General features: G+C 72.5%; 19 protein-coding genes. 5 read left to right on the forward strand and 14 right to left on the reverse strand.

Translation table 11 applies throughout. From position 1 onward, the window contains the following. Nucleotides 1-49 precede the first annotated feature (49 nt). Entirely contained in the window at nucleotides 50-1,057 is a 1,008-nt protein-coding gene (locus DEJ03_RS12145; RefSeq protein WP_152377666.1) for an SPFH domain-containing protein, read from the forward strand. A 186-nt stretch (nucleotides 1,058-1,243) separates the two neighbouring features. Here DEJ03_RS12145 and DEJ03_RS12150 read toward each other — a convergent pair whose 3' ends face one another. The 5 genes from DEJ03_RS12150 to DEJ03_RS12170 all read right to left on the reverse strand — a co-directional run bounded on the left by DEJ03_RS12150 (nucleotide 1,244) and on the right by DEJ03_RS12170 (nucleotide 6,892). Continuing rightward, entirely contained in the window at nucleotides 1,244-2,512 is a 1,269-nt protein-coding gene (locus DEJ03_RS12150) for a sugar ABC transporter permease (RefSeq protein WP_110859323.1), read from the reverse strand. Further along, entirely contained in the window at nucleotides 2,509-3,273 is a 765-nt protein-coding gene (locus tag DEJ03_RS12155) for an ATP-binding cassette domain-containing protein (RefSeq protein ID WP_110864792.1), read from the reverse strand. The genes DEJ03_RS12150 and DEJ03_RS12155 overlap by 4 nt, the downstream gene beginning before the upstream one ends. Nucleotides 3,274-3,402: 129 nt before the next feature. Then, on the reverse strand, nucleotides 3,403-4,518 hold the full coding sequence (locus DEJ03_RS12160) for a sugar ABC transporter substrate-binding protein (protein WP_110864793.1): 1,116 nt from the start codon (nucleotides 4,516-4,518) through the stop codon (nucleotides 3,403-3,405). 149 nt (nucleotides 4,519-4,667) lie between these two features. Continuing rightward, nucleotides 4,668-5,840, reverse strand: coding sequence for an ROK family transcriptional regulator (locus tag DEJ03_RS12165; RefSeq protein ID WP_110864794.1), 1,173 nt, complete (start codon nucleotides 5,838-5,840; stop codon nucleotides 4,668-4,670). A gap of 116 nt (nucleotides 5,841-5,956) precedes the next feature. Beyond that, nucleotides 5,957-6,892, reverse strand: a complete 936-nt coding sequence (locus tag DEJ03_RS12170) for a ketopantoate reductase family protein (protein WP_110864795.1) — start codon at nucleotides 6,890-6,892, stop codon at nucleotides 5,957-5,959. Between the two features lie 78 nt (nucleotides 6,893-6,970). On the opposite strand from DEJ03_RS12170, the gene DEJ03_RS12175 reads away from it, so the two are divergent. Then, complete coding sequence (locus DEJ03_RS12175; protein WP_110864796.1) at nucleotides 6,971-7,537, forward strand: TetR/AcrR family transcriptional regulator; 567 nt, start codon at nucleotides 6,971-6,973, stop codon at nucleotides 7,535-7,537. A 9-nt stretch (nucleotides 7,538-7,546) separates the two neighbouring features. Here the strand turns inward: DEJ03_RS12175 and DEJ03_RS12180 are convergent, their stop codons facing one another. After that, on the reverse strand, nucleotides 7,547-8,728 hold the full coding sequence (locus tag DEJ03_RS12180; protein ID WP_110864797.1) for an epoxide hydrolase family protein: 1,182 nt from the start codon (nucleotides 8,726-8,728) through the stop codon (nucleotides 7,547-7,549). 93 nt (nucleotides 8,729-8,821) lie between these two features. On the opposite strand from DEJ03_RS12180, the gene DEJ03_RS12185 reads away from it, so the two are divergent. After that, nucleotides 8,822-9,415 (forward strand): MarR family winged helix-turn-helix transcriptional regulator, encoded by a 594-nt coding sequence (locus DEJ03_RS12185; protein ID WP_110864798.1) that lies wholly within the window; start codon nucleotides 8,822-8,824, stop codon nucleotides 9,413-9,415. Continuing rightward, the gene (locus DEJ03_RS12190; protein WP_110864799.1) at nucleotides 9,412-10,332 is read left to right on the forward strand and encodes an NmrA family NAD(P)-binding protein; all 921 of its coding nucleotides are present in this window, start codon (nucleotides 9,412-9,414) and stop codon (nucleotides 10,330-10,332) included. Before DEJ03_RS12185 ends, DEJ03_RS12190 begins: the two co-directional genes overlap by 4 nt. On the opposite strand, the gene DEJ03_RS12195 is transcribed toward DEJ03_RS12190, so the two are convergent. The 3 genes from DEJ03_RS12195 to DEJ03_RS12205 form a co-directional block, all read right to left on the reverse strand. Continuing rightward, a complete protein-coding gene (locus DEJ03_RS12195) occupies nucleotides 10,301-10,609 on the reverse strand; it encodes a hypothetical protein (RefSeq protein ID WP_146237715.1) in 309 nt (102 codons plus the stop codon). The genes DEJ03_RS12190 and DEJ03_RS12195 overlap by 32 nt on opposite strands. Nucleotides 10,610-10,614: 5 nt before the next feature. Then, nucleotides 10,615-10,860: a hypothetical protein gene (locus tag DEJ03_RS12200; protein WP_146237716.1), complete on the reverse strand. Its 246-nt coding sequence runs from the start codon at nucleotides 10,858-10,860 to the stop codon at nucleotides 10,615-10,617. A 357-nt stretch (nucleotides 10,861-11,217) separates the two neighbouring features. Next, nucleotides 11,218-12,279: a hypothetical protein gene (locus tag DEJ03_RS12205; RefSeq protein WP_146237717.1), complete on the reverse strand. Its 1,062-nt coding sequence runs from the start codon at nucleotides 12,277-12,279 to the stop codon at nucleotides 11,218-11,220. A 24-nt stretch (nucleotides 12,280-12,303) separates the two neighbouring features. On the opposite strand from DEJ03_RS12205, the gene DEJ03_RS12210 reads away from it, so the two are divergent. Beyond that, nucleotides 12,304-12,903, forward strand: coding sequence for a TetR/AcrR family transcriptional regulator (locus DEJ03_RS12210; protein WP_110864803.1), 600 nt, complete (start codon nucleotides 12,304-12,306; stop codon nucleotides 12,901-12,903). Nucleotides 12,904-12,915: 12 nt separating this feature from the next. Here DEJ03_RS12210 and DEJ03_RS12215 read toward each other — a convergent pair whose 3' ends face one another. From DEJ03_RS12215 to DEJ03_RS12235, 5 genes are all read right to left on the reverse strand, one after another. Next, the gene (locus DEJ03_RS12215; protein ID WP_110864804.1) at nucleotides 12,916-14,052 is read right to left on the reverse strand and encodes a glycosyltransferase; all 1,137 of its coding nucleotides are present in this window, start codon (nucleotides 14,050-14,052) and stop codon (nucleotides 12,916-12,918) included. 22 nt (nucleotides 14,053-14,074) lie between these two features. Then, complete coding sequence (locus DEJ03_RS12220) at nucleotides 14,075-15,442, reverse strand: FtsX-like permease family protein (RefSeq protein WP_110864805.1); 1,368 nt, start codon at nucleotides 15,440-15,442, stop codon at nucleotides 14,075-14,077. Nucleotide 15,443: 1 nt separating this feature from the next. Further along, entirely contained in the window at nucleotides 15,444-16,178 is a 735-nt protein-coding gene (locus DEJ03_RS12225; RefSeq protein ID WP_110864806.1) for an ABC transporter ATP-binding protein, read from the reverse strand. A gap of 83 nt (nucleotides 16,179-16,261) precedes the next feature. Beyond that, entirely contained in the window at nucleotides 16,262-16,966 is a 705-nt protein-coding gene (locus tag DEJ03_RS12230) for a hypothetical protein (RefSeq protein ID WP_110864807.1), read from the reverse strand. Between the two features lie 129 nt (nucleotides 16,967-17,095). Continuing rightward, entirely contained in the window at nucleotides 17,096-19,912 is a 2,817-nt protein-coding gene (locus DEJ03_RS12235; protein WP_110859339.1) for a LuxR C-terminal-related transcriptional regulator, read from the reverse strand. Between the last annotated feature and the right edge of the window lie 39 nt (nucleotides 19,913-19,951).

Genomic DNA, 19,951 nt, shown 5'->3' on the forward strand with positions numbered 1-19,951 from the left:
CCCTCCGGGTACGGCAGACTGCACGGACAAGCATCCAGGAGTGATCGTCATGTTCGTCGCCGCCATCGTCTTCCTCGTCATCGCGCTCGTCGCGCTCTTCTTCCGAACACGCACCTACTCCACCCCCGCACGACCGGCCACACCCGGTCGCGAGGCACGTCCCGCCGTCCCGACCCGCCGCCCGAACCTCATCGCGACGTGGACCGCGGCCGCCGCCGGCGTCCTGTTCGTCGGGCTCACGCTCGGCAGCACCCTGTACGCGCAGGACACGGGCGAGTCGAAGGTCCAGGTGGACATCTCCGGCAACATCGTCGGGCAGACCACGGACTCCGGGTTCCACTTCAAGGCACCGTGGGCCACGCTCCACACGTTCAACATCCGGAACCAGACCGTCACCTACATCAACGCGGTGAACGGCTCCGACTCGGACAACAACGGCAACGTCCGCTCCGGCCCGTACGTCACGGTGCAGGACCAGGACGGCGTCTCGTCGAACGTCAGCCTGAACCTGCAGTACAGCATCGACGCGAAGTCGGTCACCGACATCTACCGGTCGTACAAGACCGAGGAGAACTTCAAGACGCAGTTCATCGGCAACTCGGTGCGCAGCGTCGTCCGCCAGGTGCCGAACGACTTCACCACCATCGAGCTCATCACCAAGCGCGGCACCGTCGAGAAGGCGATGATCCAGGCGCTCGAGACGCGGTGGAAGGGCTCGGGTGTGCACGTCGACAACTTCGCCCTGCAGGAGATCACGCCGCCGAAGTCGGTCATCGACGCGTACGCCACCGCGCAGCAGGCGCAGATCCAGGTCACGAAGGAGCGCGCGCTCCTGGATGCCAAGAAGGTGCAGGCGCAGCAGCAGGTCGCCGAGGCGCAGGGTCAGGCCGACGCCAACGAGGTCCTCAACGAGCACCCGCTGTCCGACGCCGCGCTCAAGCAGCGCGAGATCGAGGCGCTCAAGAGCGCCGGCGACAACGGCTCCCTGATCGTCGTGCCGCAGGGCACCGACAACATCCTCAGCCTGCCGGGGACCTCGGGTTCGAAGAGCAAGTAGCGCGCCGAGACGCCGCCCAGTCGCCGAGACGCCTCCGTCTTCGGAGGCGTCTCGCGCACGGGGCGGCGTCGGGGGAACACGACGGCGTCTTCCGGGTCCGAGACGCGCGCCGTGACGGACGGGAGGCACGGTGCCAGCTGGCGCCGTGCCTCCAGTCAGTCCGCGTGGCGGGGTCCAGGGCCCCGCTCAGGCCGCGCCGTGACTGGCGCGGCTGCGCCGCGAGAGCGAGTCGATGATGACGGCCAGCAGCAGGACCGCGCCGGTGATCATGTAGCGGATCGACGAGTCGAGGCTCAGCAGGGTGAGCCCGTTCGAGATCGACTGGATCACGATGATGCCGAGCAGTGCCGACCAGGCGCTGCCACGGCCACCGAACAGGCTGGTCCCGCCGATGACGGCTGCGGCGATCGCGTTGAGGTTCGTGTCCCCGGCGCCGGACGACAGGCTCGCCGAGTTCAGGCGGGCCGCGGCGAGGATGCCGCCGACGGTGGCGAAGAGCGAGGTCAGCATGAACACCGAGATGTAGATGCGGTTCACCCGGATCCCGGAGCGCCGTGCTGCCTCGACGTTCCCGCCGACCGCGAAGACCGAGCGGCCCCAGCGGGTGCGCTTCAGCACGAAGTTCATCAGAACGACCAGCACCACGAAGAACACGAACGATGTACCGGTGCCGAAGTCGCGCGACAGGTACCAGACCATCAGTGCGAGGCCGAGGAACAGGGCGACGGCCTTCACGACGGTCAGGGACATCGCCCCGGTCGACAGCCCGGCACGGCGGCGGCGGGCAGCGCGTCGGATCTCGGTGAAGAAGAGTCCTCCGGCGGCCAGGACGGCGAGCAGGTAGGCGAGCCACGGCGGCAGGTACGAGGCCGAGGCGAACTGCACGATCGGGGAGTCGTACGGCAGGTTGATCGAGCCGTTCGGGCCGAGGATGAGCAGCTGCAGCCCGAGGAACCCGAGCAGACCGGCGAGCGTGATGACGAAGCTCGGCACCCCGAAGCGGGTGAACAGCAGGCCGTAGAGCAGACCGGCGGCGGCACCGACGGCCAGGGCGACGGTGAGCACGAGCCACAGCGGCCAGCCGAGCGTGGTGAGGCCCTGGCCGAGGATCGCGGCGGAGAGCCCGCTGACGCTGCCGACGGACAGGTCGATCTCGCCGAGCAGCAGCACGAGGACGATGCCGATCGCGATCGTGCCGACCGCGGCGCACTGCAGGGCGAGGTTGACCAGGTTGCCCGGGGACAGGAAGTCGGGGGAGAGCGCCTGGAACACCGCCCAGATGACGATGAGTCCGACGACCACCGGCAGCGAACCGATGTCACCGCCGCGCACCCGGCGGACGAACGCCTTCGCCGCGCCGCCGATCCCCTGGTCGCGCAGGAGCCGCTCGTCCTGCAGGTCGGCCGCCGAGGGGGTCGGGGTCGCTGCGGTGAGGGTCTCGTCGGTCTTGCTCATGCGCTGGTCTCCTGCTCGGTGCGGGCGGCGGCGCGACGGGTGACGGCGTTGTCGGTGGCGCCGGTGATGGCCGCGATGATCTCCTCGTAGGAGACGTCGTCGATGCGGAACGTGCCGTTGTTGCGCCCGAGTCGCAGGACCGCGACCCGGTCGGCGACGGCCTGCACGTCCGCGAGGTTGTGGCTGATGAGCACGACGCCGAGGCCGCGCTCGCGCAGGCGTTCGACGAGGTTCAGGACCTCGGCGGTCTGCGCGACGCCGAGCGCGGCGGTGGGCTCGTCGAGGACGACCACCTGCGGGTCGCCGATCAGCGAGCGGGCGATCGCCACGGTCTGCCGCTGCCCACCGGACAGCGACGCGATCGGGATCCGCACCGACGGGATCCGCGCGGCGAGCTGCTGCAGGAGCTCCCACGAGCGGCGCTCCATCTCCTCTTCGTCGAGGAACGGGTGCGCGATCTCGCGACCGAGGAACAGGTTCGAGACCACGTCGAGGTTGTCGGCGAGGGCGAGGTCCTGGAACACCGTGGCGATGCCGAGGGTCTGGGCCGCCGCGGGGTTCGGGACGCTGACCTCGTCGCCGCCGAAGGTGATCGTGCCACCGTCCGGTGTGTAGACCCCGGCGAGGATCTTCACGAACGTCGACTTGCCGGCGCCGTTGTCGCCGACGATGGCGACCACCTCGCCCGGGTAGACGTCGAAGTCGATGTCGCTGAGGGCCTGGACGGCGCCGAACCGCTTGGTGATCCCGCGCAGGGACATCACCGGGTCGGCGGAGGGGTGTGCTGCTGGTGACGCGTTGCTCACGGGTGTCGTGCTCACGGGTGTCGTCCTCGATCGGTGAGGCCCGCCCGGTCCGCAGTCGGACCGGGCGGGCAGAGGGGGTCGGACCTACTTGATGCCGGCGCTGTCGCAGGCCGACTTGTACTGCGCGGTGCAGATCTTCGACACCTCGTACAGGCCGTCCTTGACCACCGTCGACTGGACGTTGTCCGTGGTGACGGCGACCGGGTCGAGCAGCGTCGACTGGACGCTGGCGCCGCCGGCGGTGTCGACGGTGGTGTCGCCCTTCGGGGTCTCACCCTTGGCGAACTGGATCGCCAGGTCGGCGGCCTTCGACGCCTCGGGCTTGAAGGCCTTGTAGACGGTCATGTACTGCTCACCGGCGAGGATCCGCTGGATGCCCGCGAGCGAGGCGTCCTGCCCGGTGACGGGCGGGAGCTCGGTGACGCCGGCCGACTTCAGCGCCGCGATGACGCCGCCGCCGGTGTCGTCGTTCGCCGCGTAGACGCCGGTGATCTTGTCCTTGCCGAGCTTGCTGATCTGGCCGGCTGCCCAGTCCTGCGCCTTCGCGGGGTCCCATCCGGGGGTGTCGTACTCGGCGAGCACCTTGTAGCCGCTGTCGTCGATGACCGAGTGGGCGCCCTTCTTGAACTGCGAGGCGTTGTTGTCGGTGGGGGAGCCGTTCACCATGATGATGCCCGAGCCCTCCGGGACCTTCTTCGCCTTGAGGGCGTCGACGAGTGCCTGGCCCTGCAGCTCACCGACCTTCTCGTTGTCGAACGAGATGTAGTAGCTCAGGTCGGGGCTGTTGATGAGCCGGTCGTAGGAGATCACCGGCACCTTCTTGGCCTTCGCCTGCTGGACGATGGACGCTGCGGCCTCGCCGTCGAACGGGTCGAGGACCAGGACCTTGACGCCCTGCGTGAGCATCGACTGGGCCTGCTGCAGCTGCTTCGACGCGTCGCCGTCGGCGTTCGCGTAGATGACCGAGCAGCCGCTGCACTGCTTCTTCACCTCGGCGGTGAAGAGCGGACGGTCGGCGCTGGCGTAGCGGGCGGTGACGGAGTCGGGCAGGAGCAGGCCGATCTTGGCCTTCGACGCGTCGCCGCCGCCTCCGCCGGAACCGGTCCCGGCGTCCGCGCCGTTGGAACAGCCCGCCAGGGTGGTGATCGCGAGCAGCAGGGCGCTGACGCCCAGCATCGCTCGTGTGGTGGATTTCTTCATTGAAACGTCCTCCAACAGTGGACCGCCCCCATCGGCGGTGCCCTGAGTGTGACAGCGAGCGTTCTTGGCTGCAAGAGTTGAACGCAAGGACCGCGCGCCGTGACGAAAACGTTATCCGGAGGGCGCGGGGCGCCCCGGCTCGCCCGCGCCTATCGTGCGCGCGTCACGTCCACGGCTTCGATCGCCAGGGCCAGCGCGCCGGTCACCGAGGCCTTCTCGCCGAGCTGCCCCTGCACCACGTCCGGCGTGCCGTCCACGTCGACGATCAACGACGACTCGAGGGCGTGCCGCATCGGGCCGAGCAGGAGTTCCCCGGCACGTGCGAACTCGCCCGTGACCACGACCCGCTCCGGGTCGAGGACGTTGCAGAGCCCCACCGCCGCCGAACCGATCGCCCGCCCGGCGTCGGCCACGGCGCGCATGCAGACCTGGTCGCCGCCCATCGCGCGCAGGATCAGGTCCGCCAGCTTGAGGGTGCCGACCTCGTCGCGGACGCCCTCGAGCACGGCGGGTGCGCCGGCGATCGCCTCGAGGCATCCGCGGTTGCCGCACCGGCACAGGGGTCCGTCCGGCAGGACGGGGGTGTGCCCGAACTCGCCGGCGATGCCGTGGTGCCCACGGAACAGGTGCCCGCCCAGCACGAGTCCGGCACCGATGCCGTTGCCGACGTCGAGCGTCACCACGGTGTCGCGGCCGCGTGCAGCCCCGCTCCGGTGTTCGGCGAGGGCGGCGAGGTTGGCCGAGTTGTCGACCTGCACGGGCTTGTCCATCCGCCGGGCCAGCGACTGGCCGAGCGCGATGCCGTCCCAACCCCGCAGGATCCCGCCGCGCGCCGTCATCCCGGTGCGGGCGTCGATCGGGGCGGCCACGGCGAGGCCGACGGCGAGCACCTCGTCCATCGACGACTCGATGGACTCCACCATGTCCAGCACGAGCAGCGCGGTCTTGTCGAGCTCGGCGTCGGCACGGTGGTCGCGGGCCAGGGGCATGTGCCGCTCGGCCAGCACGGCACCGTTCAGGTCCGACAGCGCCAGCCGCAGGTGCCGCGGCGAGACGTGCACCCCGGCGACCAGCCCGAGGCCGTGCGGCAGGGTCACGCGGAGCGCCCGACGGCCGCTCGAGGTGCTCGGCGTCGCGTGCAGGGCACCGGTCGCGACGAGTTCCTTGACGATGTTCGAGACGGTCGCGGGGGAGAGTCCGGTCACCCCGGCGAGCTCGACCTGCGTCAGCCCGCCGTGCCGCTTCACCGCGCTGACGACTCGGCCCCGGTTGGCTTCACGCAGTGAAGCTTGGTTCCCCGGACTGCGGCGCGGCTCTGACACGGGGACAGCGTAACGGGCGGGTCCGGAACGCTCGCCGTGTCGGACTGGAGGCACGGCGCCAGCTGGCACCATGCCTCCAGGCCGTGGGTGGTCGCGTTCACCGCCCGCACCCGTCGTCAGACGCGTCGCGCCGTCCGGTCGAGGCGCGGGGTCGGGACGCCCAGGGCGGCGGCGGTGCGCCGGACGTCCTCGAGGACCGCCAGGGGTTCCGCGGCGGTCGGGTCGTCGTGCGCGGCGAGGCTCGCACGCGCGATCGGGACGAGCGCCGTGGCCGCGGCCACCACGGCGGCCGTCACCCCCGGGCGTCGGACGGGCAGCGTCGTGGAGCGGTGCCGAGCGAGGTCGACGCCCCGTGCCTGCAGGACCGGGAGCAGTTCCCGACCGATCAGGAACGCCTCGCGGAGCGCGTGTCTGTCCCCGACCATCGTCGCCAGGCCGCCGCTCTGCAGCGCCCGCGCGAACATGCCGGCGTCGAGCACGAAGTGCAGCCACAGCCACCCCCGGATGTCGTCCTCGTCCTGCACGGTGAACCCCGACTGCTGGAACACCGACCGCACCAGCTCCCGCCGATCCGGAGCCGCGCCCGTCGTCCCGAGCCGGACCGAACGGAGGACGGCACCGTGCAGGACCCCGTCGGCGTCGAACCCGCCGCCGGCGCCCGGGAACCCGAACAGCACCCGGTCCGCGGCGAGCGGTGCGACCGCGGCGAGGGGTTCGTCCCACACGTTGCCGAGGACCAGCACCGTGGCGTCGCCGATGCGGGGCGCCAGGGTGGCCACGGCCTCCTGCAGTCGGTGGTGGCCGACGCTGAGGACGACGAGGTCGTACGCGTCGTCCGTGTCGATCGACTCGATCAGTCGCGTCGGCGACGTCGATCGGATCCGCCGACCCAGGGGTCCGCGGCGGCCGTCGATGACGTCGGTCTGCACGCTGTCGCCGTACTCGGCAGCGCGCCCGGGCCGCACCAGGTGGTCGACCTGGTGCCCGGAGTGCTGGAAGGCCTGGCCGTAGATCGTGGCGATGACGCCCCGTCCGAGCATGAGGATCCGCATCAGGCACCTGTCCGCTAGTCTGGAGACGATCTCCACTTGGAAGATATGGAGATTGTTTCCACTTGTCAAGGAGTCTCTGTGCCGGTCGAGGAACCCCTGCCTGCCGCGAAGCCGATGCGCGCCGACGCCCGTCGGAACCGCGACGCGATCGTGGCCGCTGCCCGGACGGCGTTCGAGCGTGACGAGCAGCTGCGCTTCGACGACTTCGCCGGACGCGCCGGCGTCGGCGTCGGCACGCTCTACCGACACTTCCCGACGCGTGAAGCGCTGGCGGCGGCGGTCTACCGGGGTGAGGTCGACGTCCTCTGCCGCCGTGCTCGTGAATCGACGCGGCCCGCGGCGGAGAGCCTCGACGACTTCCTGCGCGGGTTCGTGGAGTACGTGGTCGACCGCGCGGCGCTCGCCCGCACCCTCGCCGCCGTGGTCGACGCCACCACGCAGGCCGAGGGCGGGGGAGACCTGGAGCGGACACTCGCCGAGCTGATGGCGCGCGCGGCAGGTGACGGGGCCATCCGGTCCGACGTCGCCCCCGGGACGGTGCTCATGCTGCTGCACGGCATCGGGGCCGGGATCGATCGCCCAGGGTGGGCAACGGAAGCCCGTGCTGCCGCCGACCTGGTCTCCCGCGGACTCCAGGCCCGCTGATCCGGCGCTTCAGCGCAGGTTCCGGAACGTCGCACGGACGTCGTCGACGAGCAGCTCCGGCTGTTCGAGCATCGCGAAGTGGCCGCCGCGCGCCACCTCGTTGAAGAACACCAGGTCGGTGTACCGGCGCGCTGCCCAGCGGCGCGACCGGCGGACGTACTCGCCCGGCATGATGCTCAGGCCGACGGGCAGGGTCAGTGGCTCCTCGACGGTGCCCGGGGTGGCCCAGCCGGTCCGGGTCGCCTCCCAGTAGGTCCGCGCCGAGGACGCGGCGGTGTTCGGCAACCAGTACAGCATGACGTCGTCGAGGATCTCGTCGAGCGGGAAGAGCCGCTCGGCATCGCCGTGTTCGTCGTGCGAGCCGCCGACGTCCTGGAACATCGCGTAGATCCACGACGCCAGCCCGACTGGTGAGTCCGCCAACGAGTACCCGATGGTCTGTGGGCGGGTCGACATCTGCTGCGAGTAGGCCGACAGCTCGCGCCAGTAGTGGCCGCTCTCCTGCAGCATGACCTGCTCGTCGGGGGAGGCGTTCCGCGCCTCGTCGTCCGTCGGCATGAACAGCGCCATGTTGAGGTGGATCCCGGCGAGTCCGATGTCCCCGGCGGCCTGCAGGGCTGCGAGCTCCGCGGTGACGGTGGCACCGAGGTCACCGCCCTGGGCGAACCAGTCCGCGTACCCGAGCCGGGACATCAGCACCGACCAGGCCCTCGCGGTCCGGGCGGTGTTCCACCCGGTCGTCGTCGGCTTCCCGGAGAAGCCGAACCCGGGCAGGCTCGGGATCACGACGTGGAACGCGTCCGCCGCGTCGCCGCCGTGCGCCACCGGGTCGGTGAGCGGACCGATCGCGTGGCGGAACTCCAGGACGGAACCGGGCCAGCCGTGGGTGAGCAGGAGCGGCCGGGCACCGGGGACGGCGGACCGGACGTGCAGGAAGTGGACCTCGAGCCCGTCGATCCGGGTCGTGTGCTGGCCCCAGCCGTTCAGCAGCGCCTCGGTCCGGCGCCAGTCGTACTCCGTCGTCCAGTGTTCGACGAGGGCGCGGACCTTCTCGAGTCGGGGTCCTTGCGAGGTGTCCTCGACGGTCTCGGCATCGGGCCAGCGGGTGGCCAGCAGGCGACTGCGCAGGTCGTCGAGCTCCACCTGGGGGACGTCGAGGGTGAGCGGGGTGATGGTTGCGGTGTCCGACATAGGGTCCTCGGCTGCTCGGCGTCATGGCGGCTGTCCGTCTTGATCGCAGATGATCTTTGCACAAGACGATCTTGTTCCGGTACGGTCTCTGGTATGGACAGTCCGACGCCGACCGATGCACTCCCCGAGATCGACTGGGGTGCCGAGGGGATCGAATCCGAACTCGGTTGGGCGCTGCCGCTGGCACTCCAGGGCTTCACGCGCCTGGGCAGCGAGGCGGTCGCCGACGTGCCGGGTGGTCCTCGTGGCTACCAGGTGCTCGTCGCGACCACCACCGAGGAACCGTCGTCGCAACTCGGACTCGCGCAGCGCCTCGGGATCGACAAGACCCAGATGACCTACATCGTCGACGCGCTCGAGGCGGGCGGGTTCGTCGAGCGCCGCCCGGCCCCGACGGACCGGCGGGTGCGGCAGGTCCACCCCACCGACGCCGGCCGTGCCCTGCTCGCCCGGACACGGTCCGCCCTGCGGGGCGCCGAGGGCGTGCTCATGCGGCACCTCGACGACGACGAACGGACGACGCTGCGCCGGCTGCTGGCCAGCGTCGCGCTCACCGCCGGGCTCGGCACCGCCGGACCGGACCAGGCGGACCCCACGTTCCAACACCCCCTCGCCGTCCCGGAGCGATCCCGACGGCGCACCGCGACGACCACGTCGACCACCACTCCAGTGAGGCCCCGCCCATGACCACCACCATCCTCGTCGCCGGCGCCACCGGCGACCTCGGGCACCGCATCGTCCGCGAGCTCACCCAGCACGACGTGCGGGTCCGGGTCCTCACCCGGCCCGGCAGCAGCACCGCCGCAGAACGCTTCGGCGACGACGCCCGTGTCGACGTCGTCGCCGCCGAGTACGGCGACCACGACGCCCTGACCCGGGTCGTCAGCGGGGCCAACGTCGTGGTCTCCGCCGTGAGCGGGACACGTCCGGTGATCGTCGACGCCCAGCGCGCGCTGCTCGCCGCGACCGTGGCGGCGGGCGTCCGGCGGTTCATCCCGTCCGACTACTCGGCCGACTACCGGCGGATCGCACCCGGCACCAACCGCAACTTCGAGCTGCGGCGCGAGTTCGCCGCCGACCTCGACGCGGCCCCGGTGCAGGCGACCTCCATCCTGACCGGCATGTTCACCGACCTGCTGACCGGCGAGGCCCCGATGATCCTGTTCGGCCGTCGGCTCGTGCTGTTCTGGTCGTCGGCGGACCAGGTGCTCGACTTCACCACGAAGGACGACGTCGCCCGGGTCGCTGCCCTCGCCGCCCTGGATGATCATGCTCCGCGGGTGATCGAGATGGCGGGTGACCAGGTCACCGCACGCGACGTCGCACGCACCATGAGCGAACTGACGGGGGAGCGCTTCCGGCTGCAGTGGGCCGGCACGACCGGGACCCTGTCCGCGATGAGCGCCGTCGGCCGGCGCCTGTCGAAGGACCCCGACGAGACGTTCCCGGCATGGCAGGGGATGCAGTACTTCGTGAGCATGTTCAGCGGGCAGGCGCAGCTGCACCACGTCGACAACGACCGCTACGGCGTGCAGTCGTGGACGAGTGTCCGTGACGTGCTCCGCGCACACCTCAGCGGGCAGGGCCACCCGGCGACGGACTGACGGGCGCGGTGTGCGGTCGTCGGCGGCGGAGCAGGAACGCGAGCCCGACGACGACGGCCGGCACCAGCGTGAGCGCGGCGAGCCAGACGAGGACGTCCCACTCGGGTGAGAGCGGCACGCCGAGCGCACTCGACGAGGTCCGCCAGACCTGGTCGCCGGGCCCCTCGTGCTCGTCGGCCCCGGTGACCGGGAACAGCAGCGCCGTCACCAGCGCCCAGCCCGCCAGCACCACGACGGCGACCATCGTCCACGGCCGAGGAGTGGGAGACGCGGACATCTGTGTCACCGGACCGTGGCACGCGAGCGCTCGGCCCGGGCGCCCCACCAAGTCGCCGCCACTGCGGCGGCCCCCAGGGCGAGCCCGACGACGCCGGCGAGCAAGCACACGGGCATGAGGATGCCGAGGCCGATGTTCGCACCGCCGCCCTCGGGGCCGTATGACGCGTCGTACAGCAGGGCGCCGACGCCGAGGAACCCCACGGCGAGCATCGCGGTACTGATCCAGTGGAGCGTCCGGGCTGCGGTCATGGTCATCGTTCCCCTCGGTCGTGTGGTCGACGAATCCTCGCACGCCCGTTCCGCCGCACATTCCCGGCGCGGCATCAGTCGATGGGCACCCGGCCAGGCCGGGACGCCCGGACGATCTGCCACACGCAGACCGCGAGCACGACGGCGCCGGTGCCACCCCGCGATCCACGTGCCGGCGACCCGATCATCGGCGCGGTCGTGCACGAGGTCGTACCCGCTCCGGGGACGGGGCCCGGACCGGTGTCTCGATCCGGCAACGACCCGGCCGTGCCGGCCATGCCGACCGGCGGACCGGAGGCCCGGCGCCAGCTGGCACCGGGCCTCCGGTCCGTCAGCCGGTCGGGGTGACCGCATCGCTCACGCCACGACGGCAGCAGGCGTCACCGGTGCGGCGCTCGCCGCGACGTGCCGTCGCCGTGCGGTGCCGGTCCGCACCCGGTGTGCCACCGACAGGGCCGCGGCTGCGGCGACGATCCACGCACCCAACGTGAGGAGCGCTCCCGTCGCGCCGGCCCCGTCGAAGTAGCTGAACCCGGTGACGGCGCCGAACGCGGCACCCGGCGGGAGGGCCTGTCCGACGGCGGCGAGCACAGGCGGCAAGAGGTGCGTGCTGATCGTTGCGCCGCTCGTCGCGTTGCCGAGGGTGGTGAAGAGGAGCGTCGAGACGATCACGCCCATCGGTCCGACGATCGAGGTGATCGCCATCGTGGACAGCGAGACGGCGACGGCGAGGAGCGAGAGCACGACGATCACAGCGCCGCTCGATGCGGGGACGGCGCCGTCGATCGGTCCGGCGATGACGGCGACCACCGCGGCCGCGGCGATGCTCCCCACCACCGTGACGACGATCCGGGTGCGGAGGCGCGCGAGGGCGCCGAGGGAGTTCATGACCTGCGCCAGGATGAATGCCGCCAGGGTCGTGCCGAAGACCAGGTAGAACCCCGCGATGCCCTGGGCGTCGTTCGTCGCGAGCGGGACGAGGTCCTGTGTGCGGGTGACCGAGGCGCCGGCGCCGGCCGCGACCCCGGAGAGCATCGTGGTCGCGGCGGTCGTCGCGCTCCGTCCCTCGGCGCCCGCGGTGTACAGGGTCCAGCCGTCGGAGCCGCCGTCGGGGACGAGGGCTGCGACGGCGTCGCGGGACCGGACGAGGTCGCGTGCGTCGGACGGGGACCCGGCGGTGCGGACGTCGGCGCGGTCGCCGAGCGCGCCCGCTGCCGCATCGGCCACCTGCGAGCCGACGACGGCGACGGGCAGGTGGTGCGGGGAAGGGGCCTTCTGCAGTCCGACGTACAGGCCGGCAAACGCTCCGGCGACGGTCATCGCGACGAGGACCTGGGTGATGAGGACGGGCAGGACCCGGCGCACCGGGGGGAAGCCGACGGGCTTCGAGGAGTTGTTAGTAATCGATTCATTACTCATGGAATCGGATGATACCCTCGCGGCATGGAGACAGCAAGGGGTCCGGTCCCGAAGGGTACGGAGCGCATGGCCGGCAGCCAGCGGCGCGAGGCCACCCTGACCGCGGCGGCGGCCGTGTTCGCCCGGCAGGGCTACCACGGCGCGACCACGGAGCGCATCGCGCAGGCCGCGGGGATCAGTCAGCCGTACGTCGTCCGCATGTTCGGCTCGAAGGAGAACCTGTTCCTCGCCGTCGTCGACGGGTGCCTCGAAGCCGTGCTCGACGCGTTCCGGGCGGCGCTCGACGACGGGCAGCCGGGCACCGTCGCGTCGCGGCTCGGCTCTGCCTACCGTGCGCTCGCGACCGAGGACGGCGTGCACCTCATCGTCATGCAGTCGTACATGCTCGGTGCCGACCCCGTCATCGGACCGGTCGCCCGAGACGGCTTCACCCGGATCCTGCACTTCATGGTCGAGGAGGCCGGGCTGTCGGAGTCCGCGGCGGAGTCGTTCCTTGCCAAGGGGATGCTGATCAACACGCTGCTCGGCATGCGGCTGGGGGACCAGGACGACCCGCTCGCGCAGCGGTTCACGCAGACGGTGTTCGGCCCGGACCCCGCAGGACCCGGGCCGACCGACCGCTGACGAGCGCCGTCGTCAGGCGATGCGCTCGACCCGGTCGACGAGCTCGCTGACGGCGTCCGTCGCGCTCGGGCGCTGCGCGGTCTCCTCGCCGAGTCGCCGTGCCGCGGTGAAGTGGCTGCGTTCCGCGAGCATCCGGTGCACCGCCGGACCGACCGCCGACGGCTCGTCGACCACGACCGCGACACCGGCCTCGGCGGCACGGGCCGCATTGATGAACTGGTCCGCGCCCTGCGGGAGCAGCACCATCGGCACCCCCACGCTGGCCGCGGCGAGCACCGTGCCGGCACCGGCCGCGGCGACGACCAGGTCCACGCCCTCGAGCAGCTCGCGCATCGGGCGGAACGGCAGGAAGTGCACGTGCTCGGTGTCGTCGAGTCGTTCGCCGATGACGCCGACGGTCGCCACCACGTCGACCTCGTCGGGGTGGAACCCGTCGAGGATCGCCGTCAGCAGCGTCGCGTCGCCGAAGACCGTGCCGAGGGTGACGAGCACCCGCGGTCGCCACTCGCTCGCCGGGAACGGTGCGAGCGGCTGTTCGGCGGCGACGTCGGGCCGGCTGTGCGGCTCGGAGCGGAACGGGATCGTGACGGGCGGCTGCGTCCACCCGGGTGCCTGCAGCGACACCGGCGTCGGGTCGAGCAGGGCCACCGGCGGTGTCGGCACGACCCCGCGCTGCTCGTAGCGGGGGAGCACGAGTTCGGCCATCGGGCGGCGGAACTCCTCGGGGACCTCGGGGCCGAAGGCGACGATCGCGTACGGCACGCCGAGCTCCGCGGCGACGAGCGGTCCGACCAGGTCGACGGCGTCCGCGACGACCACGTCGGGTTCCCACCCGCGCGTTGCGCGCAGGGCGTCGTCGACGGTCAGGTCGACGCGTGTGCCGGCGAAGAACTCGGCGACGGCCGCCGGTTCGGGGCGGTTCGCGGGGTCGCTGCCGGGGATCCGCCGGGCCACCTCGGCGAACAGGTCGGGAGGCATGGGCCCGGCCGCCAGGACCGGCACCGTGGGCAGTTCGGTCGACATGGGCTCGCGCATCCCACCACTGGTGAGCAGGGCGACGTCGTGTCCGGCCGCCTGCGCGGCACGGGCGAGCGGGACGAGGGGCAGGAGGTGTCCGAGTGCGGGCACGCCGGAGAAGAGGATGCGCAAGGGGGGTCTTCCTGGTTCGGGGTCAGTCGGCGGCGAGGACGAGCGGGATGCTGCGTCGGCGTCCGGTGACGAGGGGGATCGTGCCGGCGGCCACCATGAGCACGAGGCTCACGAGGGCGGCCGGGACCGCGGCCTGCAGGCCCAGGTGGGGCTGCGTGCCGGGGACGGTGACCGCGAGCGCGACGGCTTGTCCGCAGGCGGTGAGCACGAGGACCGCGGCGGCCACGAGGACCGCGGTGCCGACGAGGATGACGGATTCCCAGGCGGCACGGGCGAGCACGGTGGCGCGGGACCCGCCGGCGGCCTCGACCAGCGCGGCCTCCTGCTCGCGGGTACGCCCGGCCATCAGGACGGTGGCGGCCGCGCCGAAGAGCGACACGAGCAGCGGCCCACCGAGCATGAGCAGGACGCTCTGCACGTCGAGTCCACCACCCGACGACCCCGTGGTCCGTTGCACGGCGTCACCCAGGGTGTCGAAGCCGGCGAAGAGGCTGCCGGGCAGGGCGATCGTGATGACGAGCGCGCTCACCGTGGCGCTGCTCCGGTCGACGGAGAACGCGGCGGCGTTGCGGGCGAGGAACCACGATGCCGATCGGTGCGCGGGCACCACCGACGTCCAGGCCCGGAGGGCGGCCGGGAACACCACGGGGCCGATCGCGGTGCAGGCGGCCGTCAGGAGCGGCCCGATGAGCAGCACCTGCCCACCGGTCCGGACGCCGGCGTCGACGATCGAGCTGGTCAGCAGCGCGGCGAGCAGCAGCGCCACGGCACCCGCGGCCCACCGGGTCCACGTGGTCCGTGTGCGGACGGACTCGGGCTCCCGCAGGACCTCGATCGGGCGGACGAGGCCGGCTCGGCGCGACGGTCGGAGGCTGCTCAGGACGACCACGATCGTCACGGCGAGCACGACCGCGACGGCGCTGGTCGGACCGAACCGTTCGTCGAGGCCCCGGAGCCCGTCGGACTGCGACAACCCGAAGTGCAGGAACGCCGGCACGAACGGGGCCACGACGAGGCAGCCGATCGTGCTGCCGACCAGCGCCACGACCGCGAGCTGCAGCCGGACGACCACCGTCACCGTGCGGGACGGCACCCCCACCAGCTGCCAGAGCGCGTAACCGCGACGCTGCAGGTCGATCGTCAGGCGGGTGACGCTGCCGAGGACCGCGGTGACGGCGACGATCGTCAGCACGACGACGAGCGACGCGAGCGTGGCGAGGCCCCCGGCTCGGAGCAGGTCCGTCGGTCTGCCGGACCCGATGATCGCGAAGCCGGTCTCGAGCATCCCGGCGGCGATGGCGGCGGCCGCTGCGGTGGCCGCACTGACGACGAGGGCGCCGATCCAGATGCCGGCGTTCTGCCGGAGGTCGCTCAGGACGAGTCGGAGCACGTCAGGCCTCCTGCGCGGCGGCGGTCAGGGCCTCGAGGACCTGGGCGGCGTCCGGGTGCGCCAGCTCGCGGTGCACGGTGCCGTCGCGCAGGACGAGCACACGGTCGGCACGCGCAGCCGCTTCGAGGTCGTGCGTGACCATCACCACCGAGCGGGCACCGTCGGCCACCCGGCGCAGCAGGTCGAGGACCGCGTCACCGGCGGTGGTGTCGAGGGCGCCGGTCGGCTCGTCGGCGAACACGACGTGCGGTTCGGACGCCAGGACGCGTGCGATCGCGACCCGCTGCTGCTGCCCGCCGGACAGCGCGCCCGGTCGGTGGTCCCCGCGGTCGGCGAGTCCGACCGAGGCGAGCGCGGCGTCGACCTGGGCCGCGGAGACCGGCCGGTGGGCGAGGCTGGCGGGCAGCGCGATGTTCTGCCGCGCGGTCAGCGACGGGATGAGGTTGAACGACTGGAACACGAAGCCGACCGTCGAACGACGGAGCGCCTGCAGTTGCTTCGGCCGGAGGGTCTCGAGGCGTTGCCCGGCGATCGACACCGATCCGCTGTCGTAGGGCTCGAGGGCGGACAGGCAGTACAGCAGCGTCGACTTGCCGGAGCCGCTGGGGCCGACGACGGCGACGAACTCGCCCGGCAGCACGGACAGTGAGACGCCCCGGAGCACCGGGACCCTCGACTGTTCCGGCCCGGGGAACGACTTCGTCAGGTCGTGTGCCTGCAGGAGGGGTGCGGTCATGGTGTCAGTCCATCTCGTTCTCGGCGGCCGGTCACTGGTGCGGGCAAGAGGGTCGTGGTGGAGCCAGCTCCACCACGGCAGGGTCAGACGTCCGTCGCGGGGGCGGCCGACCGCAGGATGCCGAGGACCCGCGCGTACCGACGCTCCTGGTAGACCCCGTGCACACCGGCGAGCAGGACGGCCGTGACCACCCCGGCGGCCAGCGACCCGGACGGCACCCACGTGCTCGCGGTCAGCAGGGCCGCCCCGGCGCCGGCGACGATGCAGTTCACGACCGCGATCGCGCTCGACAGCGTGAAGAACACTCCACGCCAGGACAGCCGGAGCCCGATGTCGAGCAGCTCGTTCGGCGCGATCCGGTCCTCGGGCACCGGGAAGTACCGCGGGGCGCCCGGCAGGATCGTGCCGTACCAGCGGCGGATCCGCTGCATCGCGGCGAGGGCGACCACGTCCTCCAACGAGGTCTGGACGAGTCGCTCGTAGGTGAAGACGCCGAGCAGCACGACGACCGGGATCACCACGGCGAGGTAGCCCGTGGCGAAGTCGGTGTCGGCCAGGAACCCGAACGCCACCAGGGCGCTCGACAGCGTCGTCAGGTAGATCGCGGCCCGGGTCGACGACTCCGAGACGGTGATGCCGCGCGCGGTCTGGAGCACGAAGTGCTCGGTGACGAGCGCCGTGAAGAACGCGCTCGGCGCGTCCGGCAGCCGCGCGGCCGCGTGGTCGGCGTCACCGCCGGTGTCGTCGGCCGTGCCGCTCGCCGTGTCGTCGGCGGGGCCTTCCGGCATGGGCGCCTCCCGGTGGTCGTCGTGGTCGCGACCCGGTGCCGGGTCGCCGCCACGAGGCTCGCAGCTGGTCCACCGACGGTGCATCCGTTGCGTGACGTAACCCGTGCCTCCAGGCCGTCGGCCGGTGCGTCAGTCCGTCGGACCGGACGCTGCCAGCGCGGCCGCCAGCTCGGTTCGACTCGTCACGCCGAGCTTCGGGAACACCTTGTACAGGTGTGTGCTGACGGTGCGGTGCGACAGGTAGATGCGGTCCGCGATCTCGCGGTTCGTCATGCCGGCGGCGGCGAGCCGCGCGATCTGCAGCTCCTGGGGCGTGAGCTGTTCGCGCGTCGGCGCCGTCGTGCTGCCGGCCCGCTCCGGGGCCTCGCCGGCTGCGCGGAGTTCCGCCGCGGCGCGAGCGGCGAAGCCCGCGGTGCCGGCGGCGTCGAACGCGTGGAGCGCCTCGCGCAGGTGCAGCCGTGCCTCGACCACACGGCGCTCGCGGCGGAGCCACTCGCCGAACAGCAGCTGGGTCCTCGCCAGTTCGACGGGGGCGTCGGCGAGGCGGCCGACCTCGATCGCGCGGGCGTAGAGGGGCTCCGGGTCCGCGCCGTCCGTGCCCGTTCCCGCCGCGTCCGTGCCCTCGGCGAGCAGCGCCCGGCTCCGGACGACGAGTGCGGTCAGGTGCGCGGACCCGGTGGTGCGGGCGACCGCCTCGGCCTCGGCGAGGTTCTCGACGACCGACTCGGGTCGACCACCCCGGACTGCGGCCTCGGTGCGGTCGGCGATCGCCCACAGCGACCGGGTCGCGTGGACGGTCATGTGCGTGAACTCGATCTGGGCGTCCCGGTGGCGCCGCTGACCGAGGGCGACGAGTCCCGCTGCCCACCGCGCGTCGGCGCTGGCGAGGGCGAGCCGCCCGCCGTGCGCGAACTCCGAGCCCTCGCGCAGCGCGGCCAGCGCGGCCTCGTCGTCGCCGAGCAGGGCGTGGCCCCGGGCGAGCGTGGCGTAGGCCATCCCGGCGATGAGCGGGAGCTGCACGTCGCGGGCGATGCGGACGGCGTACTCGGCGTCGGCCAGGCCGTCCCGCACCCGCCCGCGCAGCATGAGCACCGTCGCCCGGCCCCGGAGCGCCTGGGTCTCGTCGGCGACGGCGCCGAGCTGGTGGGCGCGCTCGTACGCCAGCTCCCAGCACGTCAGCGCGGTCTCGAGGTCCTGCTGGGACTCGGCGGCGATCGCGAGGGACGCCATCGCGAGCGGCTGCTCGGTGAGCTGCGGCACCAGGTGTGCGAGTTCGGTGCGCAGGTGGTGGGCGGAGCCGAGCGGCGCGAGCACGGCGAGGGCCACCGGCTTCAGCGGGCTCGCCGACCGCACCGAGAGCAGTGCCGCCTCGATGTCCTGCCACTCCGACCGCGGCAGGTTGCGGCCGCGGGCGTTGAGGGCGGCCGCCCAGAGCACCCGAACGAGCCGGTCGGCGTGCTCCGGGCCGGCGAGCACGGGCCGGATCCGGCGGAGTTCGATGCGCGGTCGGCCGGCAGCACCCGTGGTCAGGCTCAGCACCGTCTGCGTGACGGCGGTCTCGGTGACCGTCTCGGGGTCGGCAGCGAGGGAGTCGACCTGCTCCAGGAGCTCGATCGCCTCGGCCGTCATGCCGGCGGCCCGAGCGGTCTCGGCGGCGCGGCCCAGCCGACGTGCCCGGCCGGTGACGCCCTGCGACAGCGTGGCCGCACGCTCGTAGGCACGGACCGCCTCGGGGCGGGCACCCCGCTGTGCCGCGCGGTCGGCGGCGGCCTCGAGGTCGGCGGCGACGGACTCGTCCCGCTCGAACGTCGCCGAGGCCCGGTGCCAGGCGGCGCGCATGCCGTCTGCGACCACCGATGCGAGTGCTCGGTGCGCCGCGGACCGTGCGGCGGCCGAGGCGTTGCCGATCACCGCCGAGCGCAGGAGCGGGTGGCGGAAGCGCAGGGAGACGAGGTCGGTGCGGAGGAGCCCGAGTTCCTCGAGCGGTTCGAGGTCGTCGACCCCGAGGTCCATCGTCCGGGCCGCCGCCATGACGTCCTGCAGGCCTGCGTCGTCGGCCGCCGCGGCGAGCAGCAGGAACGAGCGGCTGCCGGACGGGACGGCGGCGACCTGCTCGAGGAACGCCTGCTCGAGCCGCCGCGTGGTGGGGAGCCGGGACGCGATGGTGGCCGGGCCGCCCGTGGCCCAGGTGACGGGGAGTTCGTGCAGGGCGAGTGGGTTGCCGCCGGCCTCGGCCAGTACGCGTCGGCGGACCGAGGCAGACAGGGTGCCGGCGTGTGCGTCGAGCAGGGCCTCGGCGGCGTCGTCGGGGAGCGGCCCGAGCTCGAACCGCGTGAAGCTGCACGGGGGGACGGCGTTCGGGGCGTGTCCGGTCCGGGCCGCCGCGATGACGACGACCGGGGCGTTCGAGAGCCTGCGCCCCACGAAGTCGAGCACCTCGGTGGTGGACCGGTCGAGCCACTGCAGGTCTTCGGCGCGGACGAACACCGGCCGGTGCGACGCGGCCTCCTCGAGCAGCCCGAGCGTCGCGGTGCTCACCAGGAGACGGTCCGGGCTCGGGCCGTCCTCGACCGCGAGGGCCGTGAGCAGTGCGGTCCGCTGCCGGGGTGGCAGGGCCGACGCGAAGGGCAGCAGCGGGTGGAGCAGCTCGTGCAGGCCGTCGAAGCCCACGCTGTTCGCGCCCTGGATGCCGGTGCAGGTCAGCACGCGGAATCCCGCTCGACGCGCGTGCCGTTCGACGGCGGCGAGCAGGGTCGTCTTGCCGATGCCCGCCTCGCCCTCGACGAGGACCGCGGCGCCGCGTTCGGCTGTTCCGTCCGCCGCCGCCGCGGCATCGTCGAGCATGCGCGTGAGGGCTGCGAGTTCGTCTGCGCGGCCGAACAGTGCACGGTCGTGGACCGGCGGTGACACAGCTCGTTCGGCGTCCACACGCTGCCCTTCGCTCATTTAGGTGATCTTTCACCTAAATTACGACGTACTGGCACG

Source organism: Curtobacterium sp. MCLR17_043 (genome assembly GCF_003224215.1).
Lineage (GTDB): Bacteria > Actinomycetota > Actinomycetes > Actinomycetales > Microbacteriaceae > Curtobacterium > Curtobacterium flaccumfaciens.

Bases quoted from the DNA above. Each gene is read 5' to 3' on its own strand.
- DEJ03_RS12145 (WP_152377666.1), top strand. From the start codon at position 50: ATGTTCGTCGCCGCCATCGTCTTCCTCGTCATCGCGCTCGTCGCGCTC.
- DEJ03_RS12150 (WP_110859323.1), bottom strand. From the start codon at position 2,512: ATGAGCAAGACCGACGAGACCCTCACCGCAGCGACCCCGACCCCCTCG.
- DEJ03_RS12155 (WP_110864792.1), bottom strand. From the start codon at position 3,273: ATGTCCCTGCGCGGGATCACCAAGCGGTTCGGCGCCGTCCAGGCCCTC.
- DEJ03_RS12160 (WP_110864793.1), bottom strand. From the start codon at position 4,518: ATGAAGAAATCCACCACACGAGCGATGCTGGGCGTCAGCGCCCTGCTG.
- DEJ03_RS12170 (WP_110864795.1), bottom strand. From the start codon at position 6,892: ATGCGGATCCTCATGCTCGGACGGGGCGTCATCGCCACGATCTACGGC.
- DEJ03_RS12180 (WP_110864797.1), bottom strand. From the start codon at position 8,728: ATGTCGGACACCGCAACCATCACCCCGCTCACCCTCGACGTCCCCCAG.
- DEJ03_RS12185 (WP_110864798.1), top strand. From the start codon at position 8,822: ATGGACAGTCCGACGCCGACCGATGCACTCCCCGAGATCGACTGGGGT.
- DEJ03_RS12190 (WP_110864799.1), top strand. From the start codon at position 9,412: ATGACCACCACCATCCTCGTCGCCGGCGCCACCGGCGACCTCGGGCAC.
- DEJ03_RS12195 (WP_146237715.1), bottom strand. From the start codon at position 10,609: ATGTCCGCGTCTCCCACTCCTCGGCCGTGGACGATGGTCGCCGTCGTG.
- DEJ03_RS12200 (WP_146237716.1), bottom strand. From the start codon at position 10,860: ATGACCGCAGCCCGGACGCTCCACTGGATCAGTACCGCGATGCTCGCC.
- DEJ03_RS12205 (WP_146237717.1), bottom strand. From the start codon at position 12,279: ATGAGTAATGAATCGATTACTAACAACTCCTCGAAGCCCGTCGGCTTC.
- DEJ03_RS12210 (WP_110864803.1), top strand. From the start codon at position 12,304: ATGGAGACAGCAAGGGGTCCGGTCCCGAAGGGTACGGAGCGCATGGCC.
- DEJ03_RS12225 (WP_110864806.1), bottom strand. From the start codon at position 16,178: ATGACCGCACCCCTCCTGCAGGCACACGACCTGACGAAGTCGTTCCCC.
- DEJ03_RS12230 (WP_110864807.1), bottom strand. From the start codon at position 16,966: ATGCCGGAAGGCCCCGCCGACGACACGGCGAGCGGCACGGCCGACGAC.
- DEJ03_RS12235 (WP_110859339.1), bottom strand. From the start codon at position 19,912: ATGAGCGAAGGGCAGCGTGTGGACGCCGAACGAGCTGTGTCACCGCCG.